23 protein-coding genes and 1 pseudogene are annotated in these 25,073 nt (G+C 60.5%); 12 read left to right on the plus strand and 12 right to left on the minus strand.

What is annotated here, in order from left to right:
* Complete coding sequence (locus AC07X9_RS17735; RefSeq protein WP_086486335.1) at nt 1-798, minus strand: TlpA disulfide reductase family protein; 798 nt, start codon at nt 796-798, stop codon at nt 1-3.
* An 85-nt stretch (nt 799-883) separates the two neighbouring features.
* Here AC07X9_RS17735 and AC07X9_RS17740 point away from each other — a divergent pair, with 85 nt between their 5' ends.
* The 4 genes and pseudogenes from AC07X9_RS17740 (at nt 884) to bufA1 (ending at nt 3,817) form a co-directional block, all read left to right on the plus strand.
* Nucleotides 884-1,537 carry a winged helix-turn-helix domain-containing protein gene (locus AC07X9_RS17740; RefSeq protein WP_086486334.1) on the plus strand — a complete coding sequence of 218 codons (654 nt, stop codon included), beginning with the start codon at nt 884-886 and terminating at the stop codon, nt 1,535-1,537.
* Entirely contained in the window at nt 1,534-2,874 is a 1,341-nt protein-coding gene (locus tag AC07X9_RS17745) for an ATP-binding protein (protein WP_086486333.1), read from the plus strand. Before AC07X9_RS17740 ends, AC07X9_RS17745 begins: the two co-directional genes overlap by 4 nt.
* Before the next feature lie 136 nt (nt 2,875-3,010).
* Nucleotides 3,011-3,562: a DsbA family protein gene (locus tag AC07X9_RS17750; protein ID WP_254908189.1), complete on the plus strand. Its 552-nt coding sequence runs from the start codon at nt 3,011-3,013 to the stop codon at nt 3,560-3,562.
* A pseudogene (gene bufA1, locus AC07X9_RS17755) lies at nt 3,559-3,817 on the plus strand (BufA1 family periplasmic bufferin-type metallophore). The gene AC07X9_RS17750 and the pseudogene bufA1 overlap by 4 nt, the downstream one beginning before the upstream one ends.
* Nucleotides 3,818-4,084: 267 nt before the next feature.
* On the opposite strand, the gene AC07X9_RS17760 reads toward bufA1, so the two are convergent.
* Together AC07X9_RS17760 and AC07X9_RS17765 are read right to left on the minus strand one after the other, a co-directional pair.
* Nucleotides 4,085-5,284 carry an IS256 family transposase gene (locus AC07X9_RS17760; protein ID WP_086486331.1) on the minus strand — a complete coding sequence of 400 codons (1,200 nt, stop codon included), beginning with the start codon at nt 5,282-5,284 and terminating at the stop codon, nt 4,085-4,087.
* A gap of 134 nt (nt 5,285-5,418) precedes the next feature.
* Nucleotides 5,419-5,697 carry a hypothetical protein gene (locus AC07X9_RS17765; protein ID WP_140159643.1) on the minus strand — a complete coding sequence of 93 codons (279 nt, stop codon included), beginning with the start codon at nt 5,695-5,697 and terminating at the stop codon, nt 5,419-5,421.
* Between the two features lie 140 nt (nt 5,698-5,837).
* Here AC07X9_RS17765 and AC07X9_RS17770 point away from each other — a divergent pair, with 140 nt between their 5' ends.
* The 5 genes from AC07X9_RS17770 to AC07X9_RS17790 are packed head-to-tail and all read left to right on the plus strand — an operon-like array spanning nt 5,838 to nt 10,866.
* Complete coding sequence (locus AC07X9_RS17770) at nt 5,838-6,320, plus strand: MarR family winged helix-turn-helix transcriptional regulator (RefSeq protein WP_086486329.1); 483 nt, start codon at nt 5,838-5,840, stop codon at nt 6,318-6,320.
* Nucleotides 6,317-8,299 carry an FUSC family protein gene (locus tag AC07X9_RS17775; protein ID WP_086486328.1) on the plus strand — a complete coding sequence of 661 codons (1,983 nt, stop codon included), beginning with the start codon at nt 6,317-6,319 and terminating at the stop codon, nt 8,297-8,299. The genes AC07X9_RS17770 and AC07X9_RS17775 overlap by 4 nt, the downstream gene beginning before the upstream one ends.
* Nucleotides 8,296-8,508: a DUF1656 domain-containing protein gene (locus AC07X9_RS17780; RefSeq protein ID WP_086486327.1), complete on the plus strand. Its 213-nt coding sequence runs from the start codon at nt 8,296-8,298 to the stop codon at nt 8,506-8,508. Before AC07X9_RS17775 ends, AC07X9_RS17780 begins: the two co-directional genes overlap by 4 nt.
* 10 nt (nt 8,509-8,518) lie before the next feature.
* On the plus strand, nt 8,519-9,427 hold the full coding sequence (locus AC07X9_RS17785; RefSeq protein ID WP_086486394.1) for an HlyD family secretion protein: 909 nt from the start codon (nt 8,519-8,521) through the stop codon (nt 9,425-9,427).
* Nucleotides 9,424-10,866, plus strand: a complete 1,443-nt coding sequence (locus AC07X9_RS17790) for an efflux transporter outer membrane subunit (RefSeq protein WP_239019096.1) — start codon at nt 9,424-9,426, stop codon at nt 10,864-10,866. The genes AC07X9_RS17785 and AC07X9_RS17790 overlap by 4 nt, the downstream gene beginning before the upstream one ends.
* 791 nt (nt 10,867-11,657) lie before the next feature.
* Here AC07X9_RS17790 and AC07X9_RS17795 read toward each other — a convergent pair.
* The 9 genes from AC07X9_RS17795 to AC07X9_RS17835 form a co-directional block, all read right to left on the minus strand.
* Nucleotides 11,658-13,145, minus strand: a complete 1,488-nt coding sequence (locus tag AC07X9_RS17795; protein ID WP_086486326.1) for an efflux transporter outer membrane subunit — start codon at nt 13,143-13,145, stop codon at nt 11,658-11,660.
* Nucleotides 13,146-13,152: 7 nt separating this feature from the next.
* Entirely contained in the window at nt 13,153-14,658 is a 1,506-nt protein-coding gene (locus tag AC07X9_RS17800; protein WP_024020661.1) for an MDR family MFS transporter, read from the minus strand.
* Nucleotides 14,659-14,711: 53 nt separating this feature from the next.
* Complete coding sequence (locus AC07X9_RS17805; protein WP_086486325.1) at nt 14,712-15,860, minus strand: HlyD family secretion protein; 1,149 nt, start codon at nt 15,858-15,860, stop codon at nt 14,712-14,714.
* A gap of 568 nt (nt 15,861-16,428) precedes the next feature.
* Complete coding sequence (locus AC07X9_RS17810; protein ID WP_405053679.1) at nt 16,429-16,902, minus strand: hypothetical protein; 474 nt, start codon at nt 16,900-16,902, stop codon at nt 16,429-16,431.
* Nucleotides 16,903-17,051: 149 nt separating this feature from the next.
* Nucleotides 17,052-17,630, minus strand: coding sequence for a DUF4142 domain-containing protein (locus tag AC07X9_RS17815; RefSeq protein ID WP_235955309.1), 579 nt, complete (start codon nt 17,628-17,630; stop codon nt 17,052-17,054).
* 401 nt (nt 17,631-18,031) lie between these two features.
* Nucleotides 18,032-18,589: an ABC-type transport auxiliary lipoprotein family protein gene (locus AC07X9_RS17820; RefSeq protein WP_235955281.1), complete on the minus strand. Its 558-nt coding sequence runs from the start codon at nt 18,587-18,589 to the stop codon at nt 18,032-18,034.
* A 137-nt stretch (nt 18,590-18,726) separates the two neighbouring features.
* Complete coding sequence (locus AC07X9_RS17825) at nt 18,727-19,656, minus strand: MlaD family protein (protein ID WP_024020666.1); 930 nt, start codon at nt 19,654-19,656, stop codon at nt 18,727-18,729.
* A complete protein-coding gene (locus AC07X9_RS17830) occupies nt 19,656-20,432 on the minus strand; it encodes an ABC transporter ATP-binding protein (protein ID WP_031309820.1) in 777 nt (258 codons plus the stop codon). Before AC07X9_RS17830 ends, AC07X9_RS17825 begins: the two co-directional genes overlap by 1 nt.
* Nucleotides 20,433-20,440: 8 nt before the next feature.
* Nucleotides 20,441-21,550 carry an ABC transporter permease gene (locus AC07X9_RS17835; protein ID WP_495197989.1) on the minus strand — a complete coding sequence of 370 codons (1,110 nt, stop codon included), beginning with the start codon at nt 21,548-21,550 and terminating at the stop codon, nt 20,441-20,443.
* 222 nt (nt 21,551-21,772) lie between these two features.
* Between AC07X9_RS17835 and AC07X9_RS17840 the strand changes: the two genes are divergently transcribed.
* The 3 genes from AC07X9_RS17840 (at nt 21,773) to AC07X9_RS17850 (ending at nt 24,885) form a co-directional block, all read left to right on the plus strand.
* The gene (locus AC07X9_RS17840; RefSeq protein ID WP_086486019.1) at nt 21,773-22,267 is read left to right on the plus strand and encodes a MarR family winged helix-turn-helix transcriptional regulator; all 495 of its coding nucleotides are present in this window, start codon (nt 21,773-21,775) and stop codon (nt 22,265-22,267) included.
* The gene (locus AC07X9_RS17845; RefSeq protein WP_024020670.1) at nt 22,257-23,873 is read left to right on the plus strand and encodes an ABC1 kinase family protein; all 1,617 of its coding nucleotides are present in this window, start codon (nt 22,257-22,259) and stop codon (nt 23,871-23,873) included. The genes AC07X9_RS17840 and AC07X9_RS17845 overlap by 11 nt, the downstream gene beginning before the upstream one ends.
* Nucleotides 23,874-23,943: 70 nt before the next feature.
* Entirely contained in the window at nt 23,944-24,885 is a 942-nt protein-coding gene (locus tag AC07X9_RS17850; protein WP_086486322.1) for an MlaD family protein, read from the plus strand.
* The last annotated feature ends 188 nt before the right edge of the window (nt 24,886-25,073 follow it).

Raw genomic sequence — 25,073 nt, forward strand, 5'->3', positions numbered from 1 at the left:
TCATTGGGTCCTTTGCAGATCACGCATCCCTGCGGTCAGCGCCGCCCGGGATATCTCGCCAGCATGGAGACCGGCAATTTCGCCCGCCTTGTTGACGAACAGGGTGGTTGGAAGCGCCACCGAAGCGACAGCCTTGCCCAAGACGCCGCCCGGATCATTCACGATTGCCCGGTTGGCCAGGCCCTGCTTGGCAAGAAACGCACGGATGGTCGCAGCGTCCTCACCTTGATTGACGAGCAGAACCGGAACTTTGGAGCTTTGCGCCACGTCGATCAGCATCGGCATTTCGCGACGGCACGGCGGACACCATGTGGCCCACAGATTGATAACCATAGGTCGCCCCGGAATGCCCAGCTCGACCGGTTTGCCATCGAGGTCCGTCAGCATCAGGCGCGGCATCGGTCGTACATCCGGTGCAATCAAGGTGGCCGCACCGAGATGAAGTACAAAAAGACCTGCGACCGTGGCGGTCAGGGCAAGACCTGCAGGTTTGCGCCCCAGCATAACCAAGATGATGATCAACGCCGCCGCAGCGCCTGCCCAGACCGAGAACCCGCCCTGCCAGATTGCAAGCATGGTCCAGGGTTCGGCGACAAAGGCATCAAGATTGGCAAGAATAAAGCCGATGCGCGCTGCAACCAGTCCGGCGAGCAAGGACAACCATCCAGCACGCATTGCCCTACTATCCAGCCGCGCGGCAATCACACCCGCGATCGCCAGAAACGCCCAGATCGCTGCAACAGCGATCAAACGGTCTGTAGCCATAGCAAGTGGGCCGATCTGTATGACGCCATCCATTGTGGTTCTCCTTGCCGCCCTTTCTTAAGGCAGGCTTAGCATCCAGCTTAAGGCGGCGGTAAGGTGGGCAGGGAAAGGAGCAGAAATGCGGATTCTGCTTGTCGAAGATGATGATATTCTGCGCGACGGGATCGTGGTGGGGCTCGGCCTTGAGGGGTTCGAGGTCGATGCCGTCGCCTGTCTTGCCGACGCGCGCGCCGCGATAGGAGATCATGCTGGCGTCGTGCTCGATATCGGCCTGCCAGATGGCTCCGGTCTCGACCTGCTAGCGGAATGGCGACGGGCCGGCGTCGAGACTCCGGTACTGCTGCTGACTGCGCGTGACATGGTCACGGACCGGGTCGAGGGCCTTGATCGCGGTGCCGACGATTATCTGGGCAAACCCTTCGATCTTACTGAATTGTCAGCCCGCCTGCGCGCGATTATGCGTCGAGCCAGTGGGCGGGCAAGCGGCGATCTGGAACTGGGCGCGCTGATAATCAGCGAAGCGCGTAGATCAGTGGCCTTGGATGGCAAGGAAATCGCCGTCTCTCGCCGGGAGTTTGCGATCCTGCATGCTTTGGCCGAGCGCCCAGGGCACGTCCTGTCGCGCAGTCAGCTGGAAGATCGCATCTACGGCTGGCAGGAGGAAATCGAAAGCAACGCGGTGGAGGTACACATCCACAAGCTCCGTGCGAAACTCGGCCGGACCCGCATCGAAACGGTGCGTGGTGAGGGTTACCGGATTACACGATCATGACTGCGTTACGGATCCGTCTGTTCATTCTCGTCGCTGGCGTGACCATGCTGGTCTGGGCGGGTGCAGCAGGCTGGACGAGTTTTTCAACCAGGGCTGAAGTGGAGCGGGTGCTTGATGGTCGGCTGGTAGAGGCAGCGCGCATGGTCGCTGCGCTCGACGTTCCCGCCAGCGGGCCGGCGCAGCGACTGGCACCGGCGCCTTACTCCCGACAGCTGTCCTGCCAGATCTGGTCGTTGGACGGCGCTTTGGTCGGCCAGTCAGCCGGAGCGCCCGATGCGCCGTTGGCCGGCGGCGCACCCGGCTTTTCCAGTCGCCAGATCGGGGATGAACATTGGCGCGTCTACACACATGTCGACGCAGCGCGTGGCATCAGGGTGATGGTCGGCGACAGCCTGGCGGTCCGCCAGCATCTGGTCAACGATCTGATGCTGGGCTTGCTGTTGCCCGCAGCGGTTGGGCTGGTTGCGCTCGCACTGCTACTTTGGTTTGGCGTCCGGAGCGGTCTTTCACCACTCGCTCGTATTGCCCGCGCAATCGAGCTGCGTTCGCCACAGGCCCTTGAGCCGCTCGCCGTTGACCCCGTGCCCGAAGAACTGAGGCCTCTAGTGCAGGCAATGGACGATCTGCTCGCCAGACTTGAGGGGGCCAGACGGGCGGAGCGCGACTTCGTGGCCAATGCCGCGCACGAGCTCCAGACCCCGCTGGCTGGACTCAAAACCCAGGCGGAAGTGGCCCGTCGCGCCACTGACTCGGCTATGCGCGACCATGCCCTGGAGCGGATTGCTATCTCGGTGGATCGCACCAGTCGACTGGTGCGCCAGCTGCTGGAGCTCGCCCGGCAGGAGGGGCGAGAGGCTGAACCGGCCAACCGCTTCTCCCGCGTGAGTGACGTGGTGAGCGGCGTCGCCAGCGACTATGCGCATCTCGCCGCGACGAGCGATCGGCCAATCGTCACCGCCTGTACGCTGCGCGATGTCGAACTTGCCATTGATTCCGAAGCCCTGCGCCTGGCGCTCGGCAATCTGGTAGAGAACGCTCTGCAGCATGGGAGCACCGGCCCGGTGCGGATCGAGTGCGCCGCAAACGAGGGATTCGAGCTGCGTGTCGTCGATGGTGGCGCGGGCATCGCGGCGGAAGAGGTTGAGCGCGTGCGCCGCCGGTTCGAACGCGGTCCTCGCGCCATGTCGGGCGGCACCGGGCTTGGCCTTTCGATTGTCGAGGCAGCAATCGCTCCCGCCCAAGGCGTTCTTCAATTTCGTTCGAATGATGCCGGCTTTGCCGCCGTGCTGCGCTTTCCATCATATCGTGTCCGGAAATCGAGCAATGGTGCCAACTGACGTTCCCCCCGATCAAGCCGATGTAGCCCCGCGCAAGGCATTCAGCCGCCGCGACTTTGCCGTGTTAACCGGACTTGCCGGAGTGGGGTGGCTCGGAAGCTGGGTACTTCGCGAAAGCGCGCCTTTGGCTCAGGACATGTCTTCAAATGGCAGAGCGCAAACCGCCGCAGACCAACGGACGAGTCGCTCGGCCGGGAACCCGGATGGGTCAGTGACCATCGTTGCGTTCAATGATTTCCTCTGTCCGATCTGCAAGGTGACCGCGCACGTTCTTGCAGCCGCTGTGAAGCATGACGGTGACGTGCGAATAGAGTATCGCGACCTCGCATTCTTTGGGCCAATGGCAGAGCGCGCCGCCCTGGTCGGCCTCGCGATGGACCGACAGAGTCTTTATCCCGCCTATCACGACCGTACGATGGCAATGCACATACCGCTGAACGAGACAGTGCTGCGCGATATTGGATACGATATAGGCGCGGATTGGGAACAGGCCACAAAGGATCTGAAAGACCGGCGCCAAGCATTTCTAAGCCGTTTGCATCAGGACGCCAATCTTGCCTTCGGTCTCGGTATCCGCGGCACACCTGCGTTCCTCGTCGAAAGCCTCCTCGCCATTGGCCGTAAGACTGAAGATGAATTCCTGGGTATATTTGCCAAGGCTCGGGACTTGGCTCGCGTCGCTAAATGACTAAGCCCGGCCAAGAGCCAACGGCCGAAGTAAGGAGCCAAGGCACTGAAATCGCCGCGCGCGAAGAATGCTTTGGCGTCGCGCTCAAGGGCCAGAACGACTGCATGGCTGGTCCCGGAACCACGCGCCGGCACATCGACCACTGATTATCAGGGCAACGCCTGGAAATATGTCGATACTGGAAGCTGCGAGGCCTCTGGTGGGTCGTTGGTCGAGCGCTCCGAAAATCCACCTCCCGCCGCCCAGAAGGGCTGAAGCCGTAGGATCGCACGGATGCTGGCTGACATGAAACTCCGGGCAAACTTGCCCCACTTGCCGCGAATCCGCTCGAGGCCCGACCGAGCCGAACTCGATGCACGCATGGCGCGGATGGGCGGTGCCACAGCCGATCCTCATCGCGGGGCACGAAAGCTACACCAGTCTGGCGAGAATTTGGGGGATTTCGGAGGCTGAGATCGTGCCCCACAACGTGGTGTAGGTTCGCTGGGATAGCCACAGCGACCTCCGGCTAAGCCGGATTGATCATGCTGCCATGGCAGGCAACGTGATGATGGGATTATCGCTTAAACCTGAGACGCTCTCAAGTGTCATGTAGCGGCAGCGTTGGACGGCCCATTCGTCGTTCTGTTCCAGAAGGATAGCGCCGACGAGACGGGTGATGGCTTCTTCGTTGGGGAAGATGCCGACGACATCAGTGCGCCGCTTGATCTCGCCATTGAGCCGCTCGATCGGATTGTTGCTGTGCAACTTGGTACGGTGCTGGGCGGGGAACGTCATATAGGCCAGCACATCTTCCTCGGCATTGTCCATGAGAGCAGCCAGCTTGGGTACGGTGGGACGTAGTTGATCGGCGACACTGCGCCACTGGGCCTTTGCGGCTTCGGGCGTTTCCTGTGCGAAGGCGGTGGCGATGAATGCTGACACGACCCGGCGTCCGCTCTTGCCGGCATGGGCCAGCGCATTGCGCATAAAATGAACCCGGCATCGCTGCCAGGTGCCGCTGAACACTTTGGCGACGGAAGCTTTTATGCCTTCGTGGGAATCGGAGATCACCAGCTTCACGCCGCGCAGACCCCGACGGGCAAGACTGCGTAGAAATTCGGTCCAGAAGACCTCAGCTTCGGAATGACCGATAGTCATGCCGAGCACTTCGCGCCGGCCATCGCTGTTAACGCCGACGGCAATGATGACCGCGACAGAGACAATGCGACCGGCTCGCCGCACTTTGATGTAGGTCGCGTCCATCCAGAGATAGGGCCAGTCGCCTTCGATCGGACGATCGAGAAAGGCCTTCACCCGCTCGTCGATCTCCACGCACAGTCGGCTGACCTGGCTCTTTGAGATCCCACTCATGCCCATGGCTTTGACCAGATCGTCCACAGAGCGGGTCGAGATCCCCTGGATATAAGCTTCCTGGATGACGGCCGTCAGTGCCTTCTCTGCCATACGGCGGGGCTCCAGAAACCCTGGAAAATATGTTCCCTTACGCAGCTTGGGGATCCGCAGCTCGACCGTGCCTGCCCGCGTCTCCCAGTCCCGATCCCGATAGCCGTTGCGCTGCGCGAGGCGCTCGGGATCCTTGTCGCCATAGGCCGCGCCCGTAAGGTCGCCCACTTCCAGCTCCATCAGCCGCTGCGCGGCAAAGCCGATCATATCGCGTAGAAAATCGCCGTCGGCTGTCTTCCCAACCAGGGCGTGCAGGTCCATCTTGTCATTGGTCATCGGTGGTCTCCGTAAGTTGAGTCTCGCAACCCAAACTTATCCGAAGTTCGCCGGTGACCACCCGCGAAACTGACCGGCCGCTACAGCGCTTGTTCGATGAGCGCGCGTCCGGTCAGCTTCGCTACCCTCAAAACCTACACCACGCGCCGGGACACGACCGCCAAAAAATCGCAGCTTGGGGCCGACTGGGCCATGTCGGAAAATAGCGATTCCTGGTTGTCGTCTTCGGCGCGACACGGGATTGGGCGCGCCAGTTTGGCCTTGATCCACTCGTCTTCGAGGTCGCTGGAGCGGATTTGATAGGGCGCGTAGCGCATGACCTGCTCGGCGGCGATATGCCATTCCTGAGGAAGCGTTGGATCTTGACTTGCGGGACTCCGAGTTTGGCGGCCGCGTCCGACATCGTGAGCCATTCGCCGTTCTTGTCAGAAGACCGGTAACCGCTGATCTTGCGCACCACATGGCTCACTGGCGTGTTCAGTCTGCCCAATTTAATTGTTAAGGCAATGATTGCATATTGAACGTAATCGGATGATGGACTAGGTAGCCGCGCATGCCCCGCGACCGATCCAGAACCAGCCCCGTCACGCTTTTTGAACTCACGAACGCTTTGCAGCCGATCCGGCGTGTCTGGGTTCAGGCAGTCAGTCTCGCACTCGTCGACTTCGGACTTCCCGCATCGCTCATTTCGGCGCTCATTCTGGCGTCCCGTCATGGAGACAAGGGTGTCAGGCAGAACGCGCTGGCCGAGGAAGTCGGGGTCAATCCGGGCGGCATGGTGCGCATTCTCGACCAGGCCGAAGCCGCCAACCTGCTTGAGCGGCGCGATTCTCCCGAGGACCGGCGCATCAAGACGATCCATGTCATGCCGAAAGGTCGTGACCTTGCGAAGAAGATGGAAAAGGCGGTCACGCGGCTCCGCGACGACCTCCTTGGTGATCTTCCTTCGCAGGACATCGAAACGACGACGCGCACGCTGCGTTTGTTCGAGGAACGGATCGGTCAGTTCCTGCAGCAGGCGCGGACGGGCCGATGAAAGTCAGCGCCGATCAGCTGATCTTCTCTGTTAAGCTGTTCGTCGCGGGCATGATCGCATTCGCGATAGCGGTGCGGATCGGCCTGCCCAATCCTTACTGGGCACTTGTCACCTGCTGCGTCTGCATGAACCCCATGAGCGGGGCGATCCGGTCGAAGGCCGTCTATCGGTTCACCGGAACTTTCTGCGCCGGCTTCGTCACGCTTGCCATGGTCGCGCTGTTTGCGAGCGCGCCGCTGCTGCTGATCGCGGCGTCGGGAATCGTGGCAACCCTGGCGTTCGGTATTTCTTTCCTCGACCGCACGCCGCGCAGCTACGGCTTCCAGCTTTTCGCGATCACGCTCATGCTGGTGGCCGTCGCCGGCGTGGATCATCCGGAGATCATGTTCGATACCGTTGTGGCGCGGGTCAGCGAAATCACCCTCGGCATCCTCGCGACGACCCTCGTTGACGGCGTGATCGCTCCGCGTTCTCTTGAAGGTGCGCTACGCGCGCGCCTGCATCGCTGGCTGCCCAGCATCGAGACCTGGGCGAAGGATGTCCTTGATGGCCATGAGGCGGACGCCCAAGGAGAGCATGACCGGCTAAAGACGCTGGCCGACATCACATCCCTGTCACAGCTGACCGGAGCGCTGCGCTACGATCCGACGATCCATCGCGATGACCTGCGGCACGCGCTCGCGATCCAGCAACGCCTGCTGCGCATGGTCCCGCTCCTTTCCGCAATCGGCAGCCGCATCGCGGGCCTTGGCGAAGCGGAGCGCTTGGCCCTCCGACCCTCTCTCGCCACGGCCAGGGCCCATCTTGATGCCGGTACGGAACCGCCACCCGATCTGGCCGATGCCGTGCGCGCGCTTCCGCTCGATGCCAGTGACGCGCGCGCGTGGCAGCAGCTCATTCATGATGCGCTGGCCGACATGCTGGCCGAAATGCTGACGCTCTGGAGCGAAGTTTCGCGGATCGAGGCGGCGTTGAGCGGAAAGGCGAAGCTTGCGCCCGCGCTCGCGCGAACAGTCAGCGAGACGCGGGCGTTTCCGCTCAACCCCGACATTGATCACGCTGCCCGGATCGCGGCGGGAATCCTCGTAACCTACGCCCTCCTCTGCGGGCTCTGGTATGCGACGGGCTGGCATCAGGGCGCGAACGCGGTTCTGCTGGGCACCGTAACGCTGGCCTTTTTCGGTGGCGGCGACGAGCCGGGCCGAGCGATCGGAATGTTCGCGCGTTTCGCCCTGCTAGCGACCCTGCTGGCGGGGATCCTGTGCTATGGCCTGCTCCCGCTCGCCGCCGATTTCTCGACCTTTGCGTTGATGATGGGCCTGTTCATGCTGCCGCTGGGCGTCTGGGCGGCCGTCAATCCGATGGCGACGCTAATCCTCGCCTTCGGGCTCAGCAACATCAATCTCCAGGGCCATTATTCGCCGCCCGATTTCGGAACCTTCGTCGAGGCGAGCGTCGCCAGCATGCTGGGCATATTCACCGCCATTCTCGGTGCCGGCCTGTTCCGTACCTGGGGCGTGCAGCATCAGCTTCAGCGCGTCCTCCGCATCGAAGCGCGCGAGATCGCGCGGCTGAGCCGGTCGCCCAGCCGACGGTTGCGAGACAGCTATGTCCAGCGGGCGCTCGACCGCATTTCGGTGGTGACGGCGCGCCTTGCCGCAGCCGGGCAAATCGAGCGGAGCGCCGGCCTGCTCATCCGGCTGCGGGTCGGCGCGAACGTCGCCGACCTGCGCTCGATGGGCAACGCGCTTCCCGCCGATGCGCGGCAGGCGACGGATCGGGTTCTCGATCAACTCCGCAGCGAGTTCGACAAGCCGCAGCCGTCGTCCCGTCTGCTCGCGCTCATCGACGAAGCACTTGATGCGCTCTGGCCGGGAGATGGTTCGCCCGGCGCTCGCCCCGACCGCGCCATTCATGCCTTAGCGGGTCTGCGCATCGCCCTGTTCGAGCGCGCGCCGGCCTGGGTACCGGCGACATGATCGGCGAAATCGACATCGCGGGCGTGTTCGTTTCGCCGCTGCTCCTCTGCGCGATCCTCGGCTTCGCGATGCGCCTGCTGCTGTCGCGGGTGCTCGAGTCCATCAGCTTCTACCGCCTCGTCTGGCAGCGCCCGCTGTTCGACACCGCCCTGCTCCTCATCCTGACCGGCACCGCCTTTCTGGCTCTACGCCTTGTCACCGCATCCTGAAGTGCCCGCCATGACCCTAGATCGCGATACCCTCCTCCGCCTGCTCAAGCCCTTGCTCACCCTGCTGGTGGTGGGTGCGGGCGTGTTCGTCTTCTGGCACCTCTATAATTACTACACCTACGCGCCACAGACGCGCGACGGGAAGATCAGGGCGGATGTGGTCCCTCTCGCGGCAGACGTGTCGGGCCGGGTCGAGCAGGTCCACGTTCGCGACAACCAGGTGGTCAGGCGCGGCGACATCCTGTTTACCATCGACCATGTTCGGCTGCGCAATGCCGTTGAGCAGGCCGAGGCCGCTGTCGCCACGGCACGGGCAACGTTGAACGCCGCCGAACGGGAGAACCGCCGCTATCAGGCCCTCTCTGATATCGTCTCGGGGCAGCAACGTGACGACCGCCGCTCCACCGCCGAGGAGGCCCGCGCACGCTATGCCCAGGCGATCGCTGATCGCGATCTCGCCCGCATCAATCTGGCGCGCGCCGAGGTGCGTGCGCCGGTCAACGGCATCGTCACCAATTTCTCGCTCCGCCCCGGCGCCTATGCCACCGCCGGGCAGCCCGTGATGACGCTGGTCGATTCCGACAGCTACTACGTTGCCGGCTATTTCGAGGAGACGAAGCTTTCGCACATCCGCCCCGGCGTCCGCGTCACGATCCGGGTAATGGGCGAGGATAGGCCGCTTTCTGGCCATGTTGAAGGCCGATCGGCGGGCATTGACGATCGCGAACGGACGACCGCGTCCGGAACGCTACTCGCGAATGTCAATCCCACCTTCAGCTGGGTCCGTCTTGCCCAGCGCATCCCCGTGCGGATCGCCATCGACAAGGTGCCGCCCGGCATCGATCTGATCGCGGGCCGGACGGTCACCGTGACGCTCAATGGCGCGGAAAATGCGCTCGGCCCCGGCCGGAGCGAATGACGATGGGGCGCGTCGGAACGAAAAGGCCGCTCGGACTGATGGGCGCGCTGATGCTCGCTGGCTGTGGCACGGTCGGCCCCAGCTATCGGGCGCCGCCCTTGCCCGCAGGCATCTCGGATCGGCCCGCAAGCTTTGCCGAAGGAAAATCGCCCGCCTATTCGGCTGAACCCTTGCCCCAGCGCTGGTGGCGCCTCTACGCTATTCCCCAGTTCGATGCGCTGGTCCAGGAAGCGATCGAGGCAAACACCGACCTCAGGGTCGCGGCGGCCAATCTCGAACGCGCGCGCGCGATTGTCCAGGAGGTCGAGGCCGGCGCGGGCGTCCAGACTTCCACGGCGGGCGGCGTATCGGTGGGCGAGCCGTCCAATCTCGGTCTCGGCTCGCCCAACGGGACCCATGCGACATTCGACGCCGGCGTCGGCATATCCTATGAACTCGACGTCGTGGGCCGGATTCGGCGCACGATCGAAGCCGCGCAGGCCGATGCGGAAGCGCAGGCCGCCGCCTATGACCTTGCGCGCACGACGGTCGTGGCCGGAGTGGTCGGCGCCTATGGAGATGCCTGCGCGGCCGGCGCGCGGATGACCGTTGCGCGCCATTCGGTCGAACTGCAGCGGCAAAGCCTCGCCCTCACCGAAAGAGGCGTGCGCGCCGGCCTCTACACGCACCTCGACGCCACCCGCTCGCGCGCGCTCCTGGCTCAGCTCGAGGCAGCGCTGCCGCCGATCGAGGCAGGCCGCAAAGCTGCACTATTCAGTCTTGCCGTGCTGCTCGGCCGGACGCCCGAAGATTATCCGCCCAATCTCGCGACCTGCCGGATCATCCCTTCCGTCGACCGCCCCCTGCCGATTGGCGACGGTATGGCGCTGATCCGGCGCCGGCCTGACATCCGCGAAGCTGAACGCCGGCTCGCGGCTGCGACGGCGCGCATCGGAGTGGCGACGGCGGACCTCTATCCGAGCGTCAGCCTCGGCGCATCGCTCGGCACGACCTCGCGGAGCGTGGGCGGGCTGGTCGACGATTCGGCGTTGCGGTTCAGCTTCGGCCCGCTCATCTCGTGGTCCTTCCCGAACCGACGCGTCGCCAGGGCGCGGATCGCGGAAAGCGATGCAGCGGCGCGCGCGACGCTGGCGGCATTTGACGGCAGCGTCCTCGCAGCTCTCCGCGAAACCGAGACGGTCCTCAGCACCTATGCCCGTGATCTGGACCAGAATGCAAAGCTCAGGCGCGCGCGCGAAGAGAGCCGGAGGGCTTCCGGGCTCCAGGCCCGGATAACCGGGGGCGGTCTTGGAACAGGCCTTGAACTGCTCGACGCGCAGCGAAGCCTTGCCACAACCGAAGCGGCGCTGGCGGCCTCGGATGCGTCCATCGCCTCGGATCGCGTTCGGCTGTTCCTTGCGCTCGGCGGCGGCTGGGAAGGAGGGATGGCGGGGCCATGATGACCGAGCCTTCGCGAGGCGTACGCTCCGCGGATGTTTGATGGGGCCGAATTACAGAGGAGCAGCCCCGCCTCGATAGGTATCCTTTGTGCTGACGGATCAGGTCCCGGTGCCCCTCCACGCCGCAACTGACGCCATGGTGGCGGGAATTGAACGATCCGCTGCTCGATCAACTGATTTGACGGGCGCCGTTCTCCAACCCGTCGAATGATATCGCCGAAGCGCGTGTTCGGCACCCGGCAGCCTGATCATGTGGTGGGGTTGGTCTCGCCTCATGGATATCCAATTCGGCACGATGCTCGCCAATGATGCACTTGTGGGTTGTTTAATCGCATCACGGTCAAGGCAATTTCGATCTTCGTCGATCTATGGTTGTGAGGTCGTAAGCTTGGCTGGTTTTACAAGCGGCCCCATCTTCTGCCTGCGGGTGATGCCGTCTGTCGGGTACAAGGTCGTATACGCGGTCAGGACAACTCCCCGCGGGATAGATCTTCGTCGGACAGAAATTCTATTCAATCACACGTCGAGGCCGATAAACTGCTCTGTGGTTGTCTCCGGTCCGATGTTGCGTCCGGCTATGCGGTCGTGAATCCGTATTTCATCCTATCGGGGGCAACCCCCGTCAAAGACATCGCAATCGCCCCGGGGCGCGTTACCCCGCGAAACTCTGTATAATCGCAAGGGCAGCAGGATGGATGCCGAACAGGCGGGTTGCCCTGTGCCAAAAGTCATCATTGGCGGTGGGCAGGGCCGCCGATTCTTGTATTGGCAAGTCCGGACAGATACCATCATTATTTGCTCATAAGGGCTGAAGCTTGACTCCCAGCTTCTGTCCATCCCAGTCCAAGCGACTTCTGTATGGCAACATAGCTGGCGGTGAGGGCCGCAACCGCACTGTGCAGGTTTGCCTCTGCAAGCCGCTGCTGGCGGTCAGCCTCAAGAGTGTCGCCTCTCGAAATGACCTGCCGCGCATAGCGCTGCCGCATCAGCGTTGCCGCTTCATCTGCGGACCGCTTGATTTCGGCAAATGCGGCGACGTTTCGCCTTTGCTGTGCAAAGCGCGCAAGCGACGTCTCCGCGTCCTCAAGCGCGCCGAGCACTACCTGCCTATATTGTGCCTCGGCTTCATCGCGACCAGAGCGTGCCTGCGCTATCGCCGCTGACGTTCGTCCAAAATCGAGCAAGCCCCATTGCAGCTGAGGGACGGCGATGTTGGAAATATTGCCCAGATCTACCAGGTCTCCGATGGACGTGCCGCCAATCCCGAGAATCCCCATGAAGCTGATTTTCGGAAAACGAGCTGCTTCCGCGACCCCTATCCGGGAGGTTGTGGCGGCGAGATTGCGCTCCGCAGCGCGGATGTCGGGACGACGGCGCAGGAGCGCCGAAGGGTCTCCGATCGACACCCGCGCAGGGGGGATCGGGATATCGCGCCGTGGCGTCAATAGCGGATCGAGAGATCCCGGCGCTTCACCGGCGAGAACCGCTAGCGCATTCATATATATTTCGATCTCAGCATCGGCCGCGGCGAGATCGCTGATCGTGGCCTGAACCGCGCGGTTCGCTTGGCCGACAGTGAAGGCCGGGATTGTGCCTTGCCCGAAACGCTGCCGGGCTAGGGCGAGTTGCTGGCGCTGAAGGTCGAGACCTCCCCGAAAAGCAGCGGCGCGCTGCTGCCGGTCACGAAGATTGGTATAGGTCTGCGCGACTTCAGCGCTGAGCTGAACCTTTGCGTCTGCAACATTATACGCCGCTGCGGCCGCCAGCGCGTTTGCCGCTTCGATTTTTCGCACCTGCCCGCCCGCGAGATCTATTTCCCAGTTTGCGTTCAGACCAAGGTTGTAGAAACGCAGAGACGTGTCCGCATCCTGGGCGGATGAAGGTGCCGGAACAGGTGTGGGTAGAGTACTTCCTTGACTGGCCTGGAGATCGATCCCGGGAAGATCAGCAAATATGGCCGCGCCCTGAGCACCAGCCGTCGGCAGGCGGTTTGCTCGCTCCTGGCGTACAGACCCACGGGCTTGGCGAAGTCGGGCCTGCACAACATCAATCGAGGGATTCGCGACAAGAGTGCGCCGCTCGAGCTCATCGAGAACCGGATCTTGCAGCGTCGTCCACCATTCGGCGAGTTCGGGCTCGCTGGTCGACGCATCCGCTGGTTGACGAACGAATGTCGGCCGCGGCGCGGCTTGGCCGAGCTCTGGTGGTCCGGAATAGTCCGGGCCGACCACACATCCACCAAGGAGCAGCGGAAGGATGAGACCACTTAACTTTGCCATTACCACCTCAATGCATCGTCAGCGACATCCCCTTGGGGAGCGGGCGAAGGAAAAACACGAACGGAAGCGTCACAAAAGTCGCTACCGCCATCGTCAAGAATATGTCGTTATAGGTCATGACGAACGCCTGCTGCTGAATTGTGCCAGCGAGCGACTGAAGGCCCGCGTCCATATTTCCCAGAGTATGAGACATCCCCGCGATATACTCCTGCACGCTTGGATCGTTTGCCCACAGCGTTTCCTCCATCCGTCGGCTGTGGAGTGACATACGCTGGTCCTGGAACGACGTCAGGGCCGCCAGAGCGAATGAGCCACCGAGGTTTCGCGCAGCATTGAAGATGCCTGAGGCATCTCCAGCATCCTCCTTGCTGACTGAGGTAATGGCGGCCTGGTTCAGAAAGAGCATGACAAAGATCATCCCCACCCCGCGCAGCAGCTGACCGGTAGTAAAGGCTTCGCCTGCGGATTCCACTGTGAGACTGGTGTTCACAAAGCAGCTAGCAGCCATAAGCGCGAGGCCAGCGCCAACGGCCAGCCTGATGTCGACAACCCGCATCAGAAACGGCACGAACGGCATCACAAAGAAGGCAGGAACGCCCATGAGAAAGATGACCTGTCCGGTCTCGAGGGCATTATAGTCGGCGATAAGCGACAGGAACTGCGGGATGACGAAGGTCGATCCGTACATCACCATGCCCAGCGCTAGCGCCATGATAACGACACTGCCGAACTGTCTGCTCATGACGATTCGCAGCTTAAGGACGGGCTTTGCTGCCCAGATCTGTCCGATCGCCAACATCACAAACCCTGCTACGGTTATAAACGTCAGCCGGATGATAAGCGTCGATTCGAACCAGTCTTCACGGTGCCCCTCCTCGAGCACGATCGTCAGTCCTCCAAGGCCAAGGATCAGGCCTATAATACCCAACCAGTCGGCCTCGCGAAGATAGACCCAATTCGTACGTTCGTGCGGCAGGCCGAGCAACAGGAGCAAGAGGAGTATCCCGCAGACCGGAACATTGACGAAGAAGGCATAGTGCCAGCTCAAATTTTCCGTCAGCCAGCCACCGAGCAAGGGGCCAAGAACGGGTCCCAAGATTACGGTCATTCCGAAAAGGGCCATCCCGATGGGCTGCTGGGGTGGCGGGAGTCGCTTTGCGACAATCGTCATGGCGGTGGGTATCAGCAGCCCTCCCATAAGGCCCTGCCCGGTTCGTCCGATGATCATCGTCATAAGGTCGGTGGCGATGCCGCATAGGATGGAGAACCCGGTAAAGGCAGTCACGGAAATGAGAAGGAGGGTTCTCAGTCCCAAAAGCCGTTCAAGCCAGGCGCTCAGCGGAATGACGACGATCTCGGCAACGAGAAAGGCGGTGGCGATCCACGTTCCCTCAGTGCCGGTTGCTCCGATTTCGCCTTGGATCGTTGGCAGTGCCGAGTTGACGATCGAGATGTCGAGGGTCGCCAGCAGTGCGCCGAGCGAGCCGGCAGCAACAGCGATCCAAGCGGTCAAGTCCGCACGCGCGGAACGAGCTGCGTCTGGAGATGCTGTGACCGTGACCACTGTCAACGCTTCCGGCTTACGGCCTGACGGAGTCGATCCATCTCTCCTCTGGCTGAACGCGTATCGACCGTTACTCCAACCGACATTCCCGGCACAAGGAGCGTGCGCACTTCGAGAGGAGCATCGATTGCAATGCGTACAGGCACGCGCTGTACGATCTTTGTGAAGTTTCCGGTCGCATTCTGGGGGGGGAGCACCGAGAATTGGGCGCCCGTGCCAGGGGCGATACTGGCAATACGCCCGGTCAGTTCGACGCCAGGGAGCGCATCGATTTCGATGCCAACAGGCTGGCCGACGCGCATAAGCCCCAGTTGAGTTTCCTTGAAGTTCGCCTCAATGAACAATCGATCGACAGGAACCAGTGTCATCATGCGTGTGCCGGGCTGCACGAATTGCCCCACACGGACAGCCAGATCGCCCACACGGCCATTGATTGCAGCCTTGAGCACTGTCGATTCGACGTTGACGCGCGCCACCTTGAGTTGGGCACGCGCGGCCTCTGCTTGCGACTGGGCCTGACGCACCTGCGCGCCCAGTGTACCGACACGCCGTTGCGCGGCGATCAGCGCCGCCTGCGCAGCATTGGTTCGCTCGCGAGCTTGTCGTGCCTGCGTCTGAAGCTGCGCGAAACGCTCCCCTGGCTCAGCGCCTGATGCGGCAAGCGGCTGATATCGCGTAACCTGCTGTGCGGCGAAAGCAGCCTCGGCGCGCGCCGCGTTGAGCTGGGCTTGCGCTTGCGCTATGGCTGCCTGCTGTTCGGAAATCTGAGAGCGCGTCGTATCCCCCGCAGCCGTTGCCGTTTCGATCTGGCTGGTAATCTGTTCGGTCTGCGCCCGATATTCGCGGGGATCGAGTTCAGCCAGAGACTGCCCCTGCCGAACCGTCTGATTCTCGATAACGAACACCCGTTCAACATATCCGGCGATCTTGGGCGCTGTGATGACGGAATCTGCCGCAACATAGGCGTTGTCGGTCACCTGCATGTATCGGCCCCGGTTCTGATGATCCAAGTACCAGACAAAGCCACCGATGAGCAGCAGGATCGCGCCAATGAGCATCGCGAGGCGAACGCGCGGCGATTTAAGCGGCGACACCGCAGATTCGCCGAGGCCCTCAGGATCCGCCGAAACAGTGGCCGACTTGTCCGCCATATAAATTACAATCCCAATGTTGCGCGGTGTGGTTCTGTCTTGCAGCATTAAGGAGTGATCGGCAATTGCATATTATATGGAACCTCAGCATTACGCAGAGATAACCCGCTCCTTGCCCGCCGCCGCTGGACCGGTCCTACACCTAAGCCGCATATCAGGCTGTAGCTCCCCCAATCTTCAAGCAAGAATCAAAAGATACCGAGGAGCGGTTTGCCAGGCTGGTGCACAACACAGAAACTGATGGCGCGTGATGCCGAGCACTCCGACGCGAAAAATTACTTTCCCGATCGGGCGGTCGTTAAGAAGTGAGCCTCGAATTGGTGTCCCGTTTCAATCCCCACAATTGTGGCCTATGGTGATATCAGCCAGGGTCACACGAAAGGTGACCCGGCACTTTGATCGGTTGGGCCGCCGTCACCTTGCCTGGAAGCAATAATATAGATTGTTTCTGGCCCGAGTAGCTTTTCGTTATTCCCGCCCCGGCCCATTACCCTGCAATGCCATAGTTCAAGAGATAATGCGCAGCGTCACACAGAGGCGTCGAATTCAATAGCGTCAGCTTTCGTCGCTAATTTTTGCTCCCCGGACAGCGCCGCGCGAGCGCTGTTCCACGAAGAAAGCCGCGGCGTGCGAAGCCGGCGTCAATCGCTGCCGCCAGGCGTCTTTCGGCCGGAGCTGCGCCCGAAATCTCCCGAACTAAGCCCCGAAACGGTATGATTGTGTTAACAATAGTTTTCCCTCCAGCCTCGGCCAGCCGACCAGCCCTGTTCTCTTTTTTGTTGTTGCCGACCGCAAAATCAGGTCCGAGGACGCTATCGAGCTCCGTAGTTGCGGCCTTGATCTGCGCACAGGATTTCAAGCCGGCGAGACCATATGGATTTTCTTGCGCTCTTTCCAGAATAGCTGGAATTTCGGTTTTGGCCGCGCCAATATCTTTCGCCGGCTGCGTGACGATTTCCCGACCGCGGTCAACTGTCTCATCTTTTCTGGCGGGTTGCTCGGGGGTTTGTGCAAGAGCCGCCATGGCAAAAACAAGTATCATCATCCGCCCAATATCCTGAAGACAAGGTTGAAAGCATAAACACGACCGCTGTGGGGTTCGCTGTTACCGCGCTTGAAATAACAGCGGCTGCCCGCCAGGGCATGACGATCACATTGAGTGGCGCCCGTGAAGAACGGGCGCCACTATGATCATTGACCGCCGGTCAATGCTGAAGGAAGAAGTGCCTTCCCATTGGTGAGTTCTTGCTCAAGTGTGGGAACGGCGGTTCCCGCGACTTGCTTCAAGGCTGGGTCGGTGCCGTCTTGCGCATAGCCTTTGTTGATGGCCCATGCCGCCTGTAGTACCTGGGCGGACTGGGATAGATAAAGATTATCGAAGCTGCCGCGCGGCGTCTTCTGGAGCAGCTTCACGAGTGCGGCTCTGTCGGAGGAAAGCGATGACGATGGCGCTTTTATTGTCCGCTGATCGTTGCGCAGCGCGGCCATGAGTGCTTTCTGCGCGATTTGCGCTTCGGTCTGAACACGTTTGGCAAAAGCCTTCACATCGTCACGCTGAGCCTTGGTCACGGCGAACTGCGCTGCTTTTATTTGATAGAGGTTCGCATCCGATGCAGCCATCACAAAGGCTGGCTCATTCTGTCCAGCTATCGGTGTTGTGCCGGTATCCATGCTCGACATTGAACCTGTGTTTGTTGGTGAAACAGCTTGGGCGAGAGCCCCTGAACCTGAAAGCGCTAGCGCGCCCGCGGCCATAATGACTTTCAGCATAATACCTTCTCCGTAGAATAGATTTCGAGCGGTCAAGTGGCCGCATCACGTTAATCGTGACGACGTCGTAACGATGCTGTTGGATAATCGTTCCACCATCGCCCGCATTGCATAAATTAAATTGTCAAATGAGTGTCACTTAAATCGACAGCGGACTGCATTTCATAATCCGATAGCAATATTAATCATTGCGAGATTTGACTTATCACATGGTCGATATGCTATCGCTTATTAAGACGTAGAATCCGGGATTATACTATCTTGCTTACTCTGGCTCCGATCGGGTCAGCCCTTCAGATAAAAACAAAAACTCGTAGATACCTACGAAGCTATCTGGCGCATGGCGATTTTGTACATGCTTTCGCGCCCTAAGATTGTAGAGATCGGCGACAAGTTCATGATCAATTTATCCCCTGCTTGCGTTCCATTCGATCCTTCGATGTATCAAGCGCGCGCTCCGTGGAATGCTTCCGCGCTGCTTGCGCGGACCAATCCGTCAATTCTGTGGTTGAGCGAGCTACTGCACGATCGAAAGCGGCGACTATCCCGCTCGTGGTATTTGCGGACGCTGGCTCCTGCACCAAGAAGCGCTTGGCCTCAACGGGACGACGATCAGTAAGGTCAAACAGGGTTGCATCGCCTTCGATAATGACAGTGGGCGGTGCTTTTTCACCCCCATCTAGGGCATACCGTGCTTCGAATCGCTCGATATCAATCTGCAGCGCATGCGATGCCCCGGTGGCATTTCTGACGCCCGTCAGGCGCACGTCAGGTGCCCGCGCCGCATATTGACGCATCAGCGCCTGGGTGAAAAGATCGGGGACCGGCGCCACCCAACGAACCCCCTTAAGGTAGAGCGCACGTTCCCCCCGCGTGGTGAGCATGCGATCGCCCTCTACCTCCTGCGAGAACCGGGGGCGAAGCAGAGATACAGAGCGAGTCGGGAGCGCACCCTGCATCCCGGTGACGGACGTGGGCTCAACCACGCCAAACCTGAAAAGGTCAGCGCGCTCGCCGCCGCCTAGCAGGTTTCCACAGCTACCCAGCAGCAAGGCGCTCGACAGAAGTGCAAAAGTCCGATTCCTGGTTGATAATGTCACTTAGGCAACTCCAGTTCAGCACCCCGGCTTTTGGCCAGAGCTTCGCGGGGACTTTGTCGGATCCCGCGAATTAGCCCGTCCAGCGATTCAGCTGTTTCTTGCAAGGTCAGCATGGTCGCATTGATATTAGGGATCGTGGTCGTACCGATATCGGCGCTTTGCGTGTCGAGTTTGGCGATCACGCCGCGAGCCTCATGAACTGCCGATTTGAGTTCGTTTGCCGCCTGGGAGATATCGGCGAAGGCGCGCTTGCCATCGCCATCGGCAATCTGCCGAACGGCCGAGGCCGCGCCCTGAATATCGTCAGCCGCCCGATCCAGTTTGGCGAGCGCGGAACCGGCATGGGCGAACATGGTCCGATTGGCCGCCAGTTCCGCCGTAGTCATTCGGACATCGCGAATGGCACCGCCGATGTTGGCGATATTACGATCCGAAAGGACCTTGTTCACACGGCTCAGTGCCTCGGTCGCGCTTGCCACCACCTGTCCTCCGCCTTGCAGCAATGAAGACATAGCGTTGGGCTTGCTGGCGATGACAGGCCGCTTACCGTGATCATTGGTCTTGAGCAGCGGCTTGCTCGGCGTGCCCGCGCTGATTTGCACGATGCTGACCCCTGAGATGCCCTGACTTTCAGAGGATGCGACCGAATCTTCGCGCACCGGTGTCCCGCGCGTCAGTTCGATATCCGTGATCACACGGTTGGGGTCGCGCTGGTCGAGGCGGATTCCGCCGATTTCCCCGACCTTGATGCCGTTGAACTGCACTTCGCCTCCAACGCTTAAACCTCTGACTGGCCCATGAAACACGATCTGGTAAGAATCACTTCCTTTGGCCGAACCGCCGAGCCAGACCACAAAAACAAGCGTGGCGATAAGCAACGCGATGGAGGCGGCGCCTACCAGAGCATAGTTGGCATGGCGTTCCATCAGCTTTCTTTCTCTTTTTTCGCGGCACGGCCGCGCGGTCCCAGAAGATAGCTCCGGATCCACGGGTGATCTGACCGTTCAAGTTCTTTGATCGTTGCAACAGCGGCGATTTTCTTGTCAGCGACAACCGCAACGCGGTCGCAAATCGCGTACAGAGTATCGAGGTCGTGGGTTATTATGAACACGGTGAAGCCAAGAGCATCCCGCAATGTTCTGATAAGATCATCGAATTCGGCTGCAGCAATTGGATCGAGGCCGGCAGTCGGCTCGTCGAGAAAGAGGATATCAGGATCCAGCGCGATTGCGCGGGCTACCCCCGCGCGCTTGCGCATTCCGCCAGATAGCTCGGCAGGCTTCAAGCAGCCTGCATCTTCCGGCAAACCAGCAAGCTTGATCTTCAGCCTTGCAAGATCGTGCACATACTCACGTGTAAGTTTCGTATGTTCCAGAAGTGGCGCCTCGACATTTTCTTGTACGGTGAGAAAGGAGAATAATGCGCCTTGCTGGAACATCACCCCAATCCGACGCTCGACTTCACTGTGCGCTTGCGGATCGCGGATGTCCTGCCCGAATATCTCGACGGATCCGCCATCGGGCTGCTTGAGGCCCAGGATGGTGTTGAGCAGCACCGACTTACCGGAACCCGATCCGCCAACCACACCCAATATCTCACCGCGCTTGACCTCAAGGCCGAGATCCTCATGGATGACCTTGTCGCCAAAAGCCGTGCGCAGGCCTTTGACGCGAATGGGCACGTCTTCGGCATCGGTTTCCACAAGCGCCCTCACAGATCGAGCGCCATGAAGATAACCGCGAAAATCGCATCGAACATAATGACCATGAAGATTGACTGGACGACCGCGGACGTCACATTTTGACCAAGGCTTTGGACGTCGCCGCCGACCATAAGGCCATGCCGACAGCCCGCAGCAGCGATGATCAGAGCCAGAAACGGCGCTTTGCACATGCCTATCCAGAAATGCTTAATGTCCACCGTTTCGAGCGTACGCTGGATGAAGAAGACCGGGCTGATATCAATCGTCACCCAACTGACCAAGAGTCCGCCAGCAAGACCGCCGATATCCGCGCAGAAGGTCATAAGAGGCATCATGAGAAGCGCGGCTAAGATGCGCGGGATTACCAGCGCATCGAAGCGGTCCACGCCCATAACCTGCATCGCATCGGTTTCCTGGTTCATCCGCATCGAACCGATCTGAGCGGCAAAGGAAGATGCGGAACGTCCAGACAGAAGGATGGCAGTGATCACCACGCCGAACTCGCGCAGGATGGCCACGCCCACCAACTGGATCGTGAACACCTCAACGCCAAGCGTTGTCAAAAGGTTGGTGCCAACGAGCGCAATGACCGCGCCGATGAAGAAGGTCATGATAAAAACTATCGGAAGCCCATTAATGCCCGCGTCCTGCATGAACGCGACAAGCGGCGTCATGCGCAGTCGGCGAGGATCGCCAAGGGTACGGCCGAGCGCCACAATAAGCTGCCCAGTGAACACCAGCATCTGGTAGGCGTCATCGGCGATCCCGACTAACTGACGGCCGAAGCGCTCGAAAAATCCCAGAACACCAGTGACGCCAGCCTTACCGGCCGTATCTGATTCAAGGGCAGGTCGAACAAGGTCTATCAGCCTTTGCAAATCCTCTCTTTCGCCAAAGTCTATATCGGCGTCTGGAGCCATGGACCGCAAAAGCAGGAGGGCACCGGCAGTGTCGATCCGCCCCAGAGCAGAAAGATCGAGACGCTGCACGACTAGACTCCTGGCCGCCTGGGCACCCAGGCGCCCTTCCGCATCGCCCAAAGCAAGCGAAGTCCAGTCACCGCTCACATGCAGAGTCGGGCCGCCACCCTCGTCAATATGCCAATCTGCCGCGATCATCGCACTAGCAGCATGGGAATTGAGCAGCGGACGATTTCGGCTCCTGCTGGCATCAACGCCACGCAGCGCATATCTTGAACCTTGGCATGGTCAAGCATTGGGGTCTCACGATGATGATCGAGCAATGGCACGCCATGGGCCAAGAGGTGCCAGCTTCGTCGCAGTCATAACTTTATCCTCTCCCCTTGCCATGCCATCGAAGATTGAGCAAGGACATAACATATGGAACCTCAGGAAGTTCATTTGCGCGCACTCGCGACGGCCTTTGGCTGGACCTGGTACAGAATGCGGCGGCTGATCGACACGCACCTTGCGTCCCAAGGTGCATCGATGGCCCGTCTTAAGCTGCTGGTATATCTCGCCGAGCAACCCAGCCGCTCAACCGATATTGCAAGCTTCTTCGATCAGGCCCCGCGCACGGTAACCCAGGCGATTGACTGGTTGGAGCAGAATGATCTGGTCACGCGCTCGCCCGTTGAAGAGGACCGTCGTGTAAAGCTCGTGGAAATCACGGACGCAGGCAGGGCGATGCTGGAGCAGGCCCTGCCACTCTACGATGGCATTGTGGCGAAGACCTTCGGCAGCTTGACCGCGGAAGAACTGGAAGCATTGGATAGGGCGATCCTTCACCTCGACAAGGTCGTGGATCAACTCGAAACGCAAGCTGGCTTCCGCCAAGGTCGCGTCCCCACGCTCAAGGCACATAATGATGGCTGATCCTCATTTGATGGACGGGCCTGAAGCGGTCGCATTGAAGGAGCGGGAGCGGTTCGCACAAATCCTGCTTCTGTTCGGGCGACACGGCCTCAAGGGAATGGCCTCCCGGCTAGGTCTCAGACTGGGTGGTGAGGAACCATTTGATAGCGCTCGACCAGAAGCAGTCGTTGCGCTGCTGCAAGATATCGGTCCTGCAGCGGTCAAGTTCGGGCAGATTCTTGCAATGCGAAGTGATCTGCTGGAGCCCGATTGGATCGATGCGCTTTCGAAACTTCAGGACCGGGTTCCGCCGCTGCCGTTCGCCACCGTGCGACCACTTATCGAAGAGGCGATCGGCGGAACTGTGGAAAGCTATTTCGCCTCCTTTGAAGACGAAGCGATTGCGGCCGGCTCGATCGCTCAGGTCCATGCAGCAACGCTGCTCGACGGCCGGGACGTTATCGTCAAGGTCCGTCGTCCCGGGATCGAGCGGATTGTCGACGCCGACCTTCGGCTGCTGCGCCGCGTCGCCCGGATCGCAGAGCGCCGCATCCCCGAGATCGCGCGACTAAAGCCGGACGAACTGCTGCGCCACTTCGCTGAAAGTATCGATCGGGAAATGGACCTTGGCGCGGAAGCTCGCGCCAGCGATACGATCGGAGAGTATCTCAAAGCTTTCGGCGTGCGAACGGCTCGCTTTGACTGGGAGTTGTCCGGCAGGCGTGTCAACATACAGGAGCGGTTTCGAGGCGTTCCGGCAAGCAATCTGGAGGCGGCGCGGCAAAGCGACCTTGATCTCATTAGCCTCGCCAGCACCTATGCGCAGGCGATCCTCCACATGATCGTCATCAATGGTCATTTCCACGCCGATCCCCACCCCGGCAACGTCTTTTTCCTGGAGGACGGAACGCTGGGGCTTATCGACTTCGGAGCGGTGGGGACGCTTCTGCCACGACGCCGGGAAGAATTGGTACGGCTTGGCCTGGCGATCGCGGCGGAGGACACAGGCGGGGTCGTCGATATTCTGCTGCTTTGGGCGGGCGACCCTGATGTTGACCGTGTCAGGCTGGAAGAGGCCCTGGCCGAACTGATCAACCGTTTCAGCAATGTTCTGCTCGAGCAAATTGACCTTACCGACATTTTCCAAATCGTCTTTGCGATACTGCGCGACTTTCATCTCGCGCTCCCGCCCGATCTGGCACTGGTGCTCCGGACGCTGCTCACGGCAGAGGGATTTGTCCGGCGCATCGATCCGACATTCGACATCACTCGAGAACTGGCTCCGCTGGCAAAGGAACTGATGCGCGAGCGAACGAGTCCGGCGCGATTGCGTGGCGAAGCGGGCAAGCTGTTTGCAGCGCTTGGAAGAGCCGCCTTGTCAACGCCGAGCCTGGTGGGACAGATCGAGAGAGTTGCGCGTACCGGATCGATCACCGTCAGTATCGCACCCAGGGATCTTGAACGATTGCGCGGCGATGAGCGCAACAGCAGAGCCACTCCCCAGCTCTACCCCGCAGCATTGGGAATATGTGCTGCAATCCTTTTCGCCTCGGAACCGATCATCGCCGGGCTGCTGGCGGTGCTTTCCATTGCCCTGGCAATTGGCGAACGAGTGAAGCGGCGGTGATCACGTTCCAAATCTCGCGAAAATTAAAAGCTCATTTGTCGCGCTACCGGCTCCAGGATTTCTAGGTCACATGGAAACGCGTTCGAACTGGTTGAAGGTGAGCCTTGTTGTCGGCCTGCTCATAACCGCCGTCATTGGGTTCACCCTGTGGCTCATCCAGTCACGTGAGGCTGACGGGGCCACGTATGAGGTGCAGTTTAAACAATCGGTTGACGGCGTTCAAATCGGATCGGGCGTCAACCTTCTTGGTGTTCCCGTTGGGAAAGTAACCCAGGTCCGGCTCCAACCTTCAAATCCGGATACGGTCGTGGTCCGGTTCGTCCTTACCAAGGACATCTTACTCCATCGCGGCGTGACAGCGTCGGTCGATAAATCATTCTTCGATGGATCGGCAGAGATAAGCCTGGCGGGAAGCAACAAGCGTGAACCAGCACTTACAGTTCAAGCGGGACAGCCATTCCCGCTTGTACCAGTGAAGACCGGCGGCCTCCTCAGCGGCGACCTCAATCCAGGCGAGATGATCGCCAAGATATCGTCAGGTGCCGATAGCATCGCAAAGAAGCTGGACCCTGCCGGTCAGCGATCCATCGAGGAACGTCTTGGCCAACTCGCGCTGCGCTCGCGGAACTGGAAAAGCGATGTCAGTCAAATCGCGGGGGAGGCCCTGCAGGAAGACAGGATCCATTCTCTAGGGAATGTAATGGCTCGGGCGGGAGACGACGCGGAGAGGCTTCGCCTGAGGCTCGAGGCATCGCGGGGCGGTCTTCACGACAGCCTCGGCCGGCCCTTGCATGATGCCGAAGGCAAAGCCCGGTCTCTGGGCCTATCCATTTCGCACGCACGGCCCCGGATCAGGCAATTGGAAGGGGATGCGCAACAAATCGCCGAAACCGCCCGCGCCGTTCGCGAACCAGTTCGACGCATGGGCGATGCGGCCAAGAAGATTGACCGGGAAGGCGTGGGATCTCCCAAACTACCTGACTACCGTCCCACGACTGAGGAAAGGAAATAGATGATCGCGATCGACCGCTCAGGAACAGACCGACCCTCGTCTTCATGCACAGGCGCGCAATCAGCTTCTGTGAAGCACGAACTCAGGACGATAGAACGACCCTCTCAATTCTTCGCGCGTGAGTGGATGCAACGTCCTGAAGTGGCGCAAAGGCAGAGCCAAAAATGGACTAAGGGGTTTATCTTCAA

The organism is Sphingobium sp. GW456-12-10-14-TSB1 (assembly GCF_059424385.1).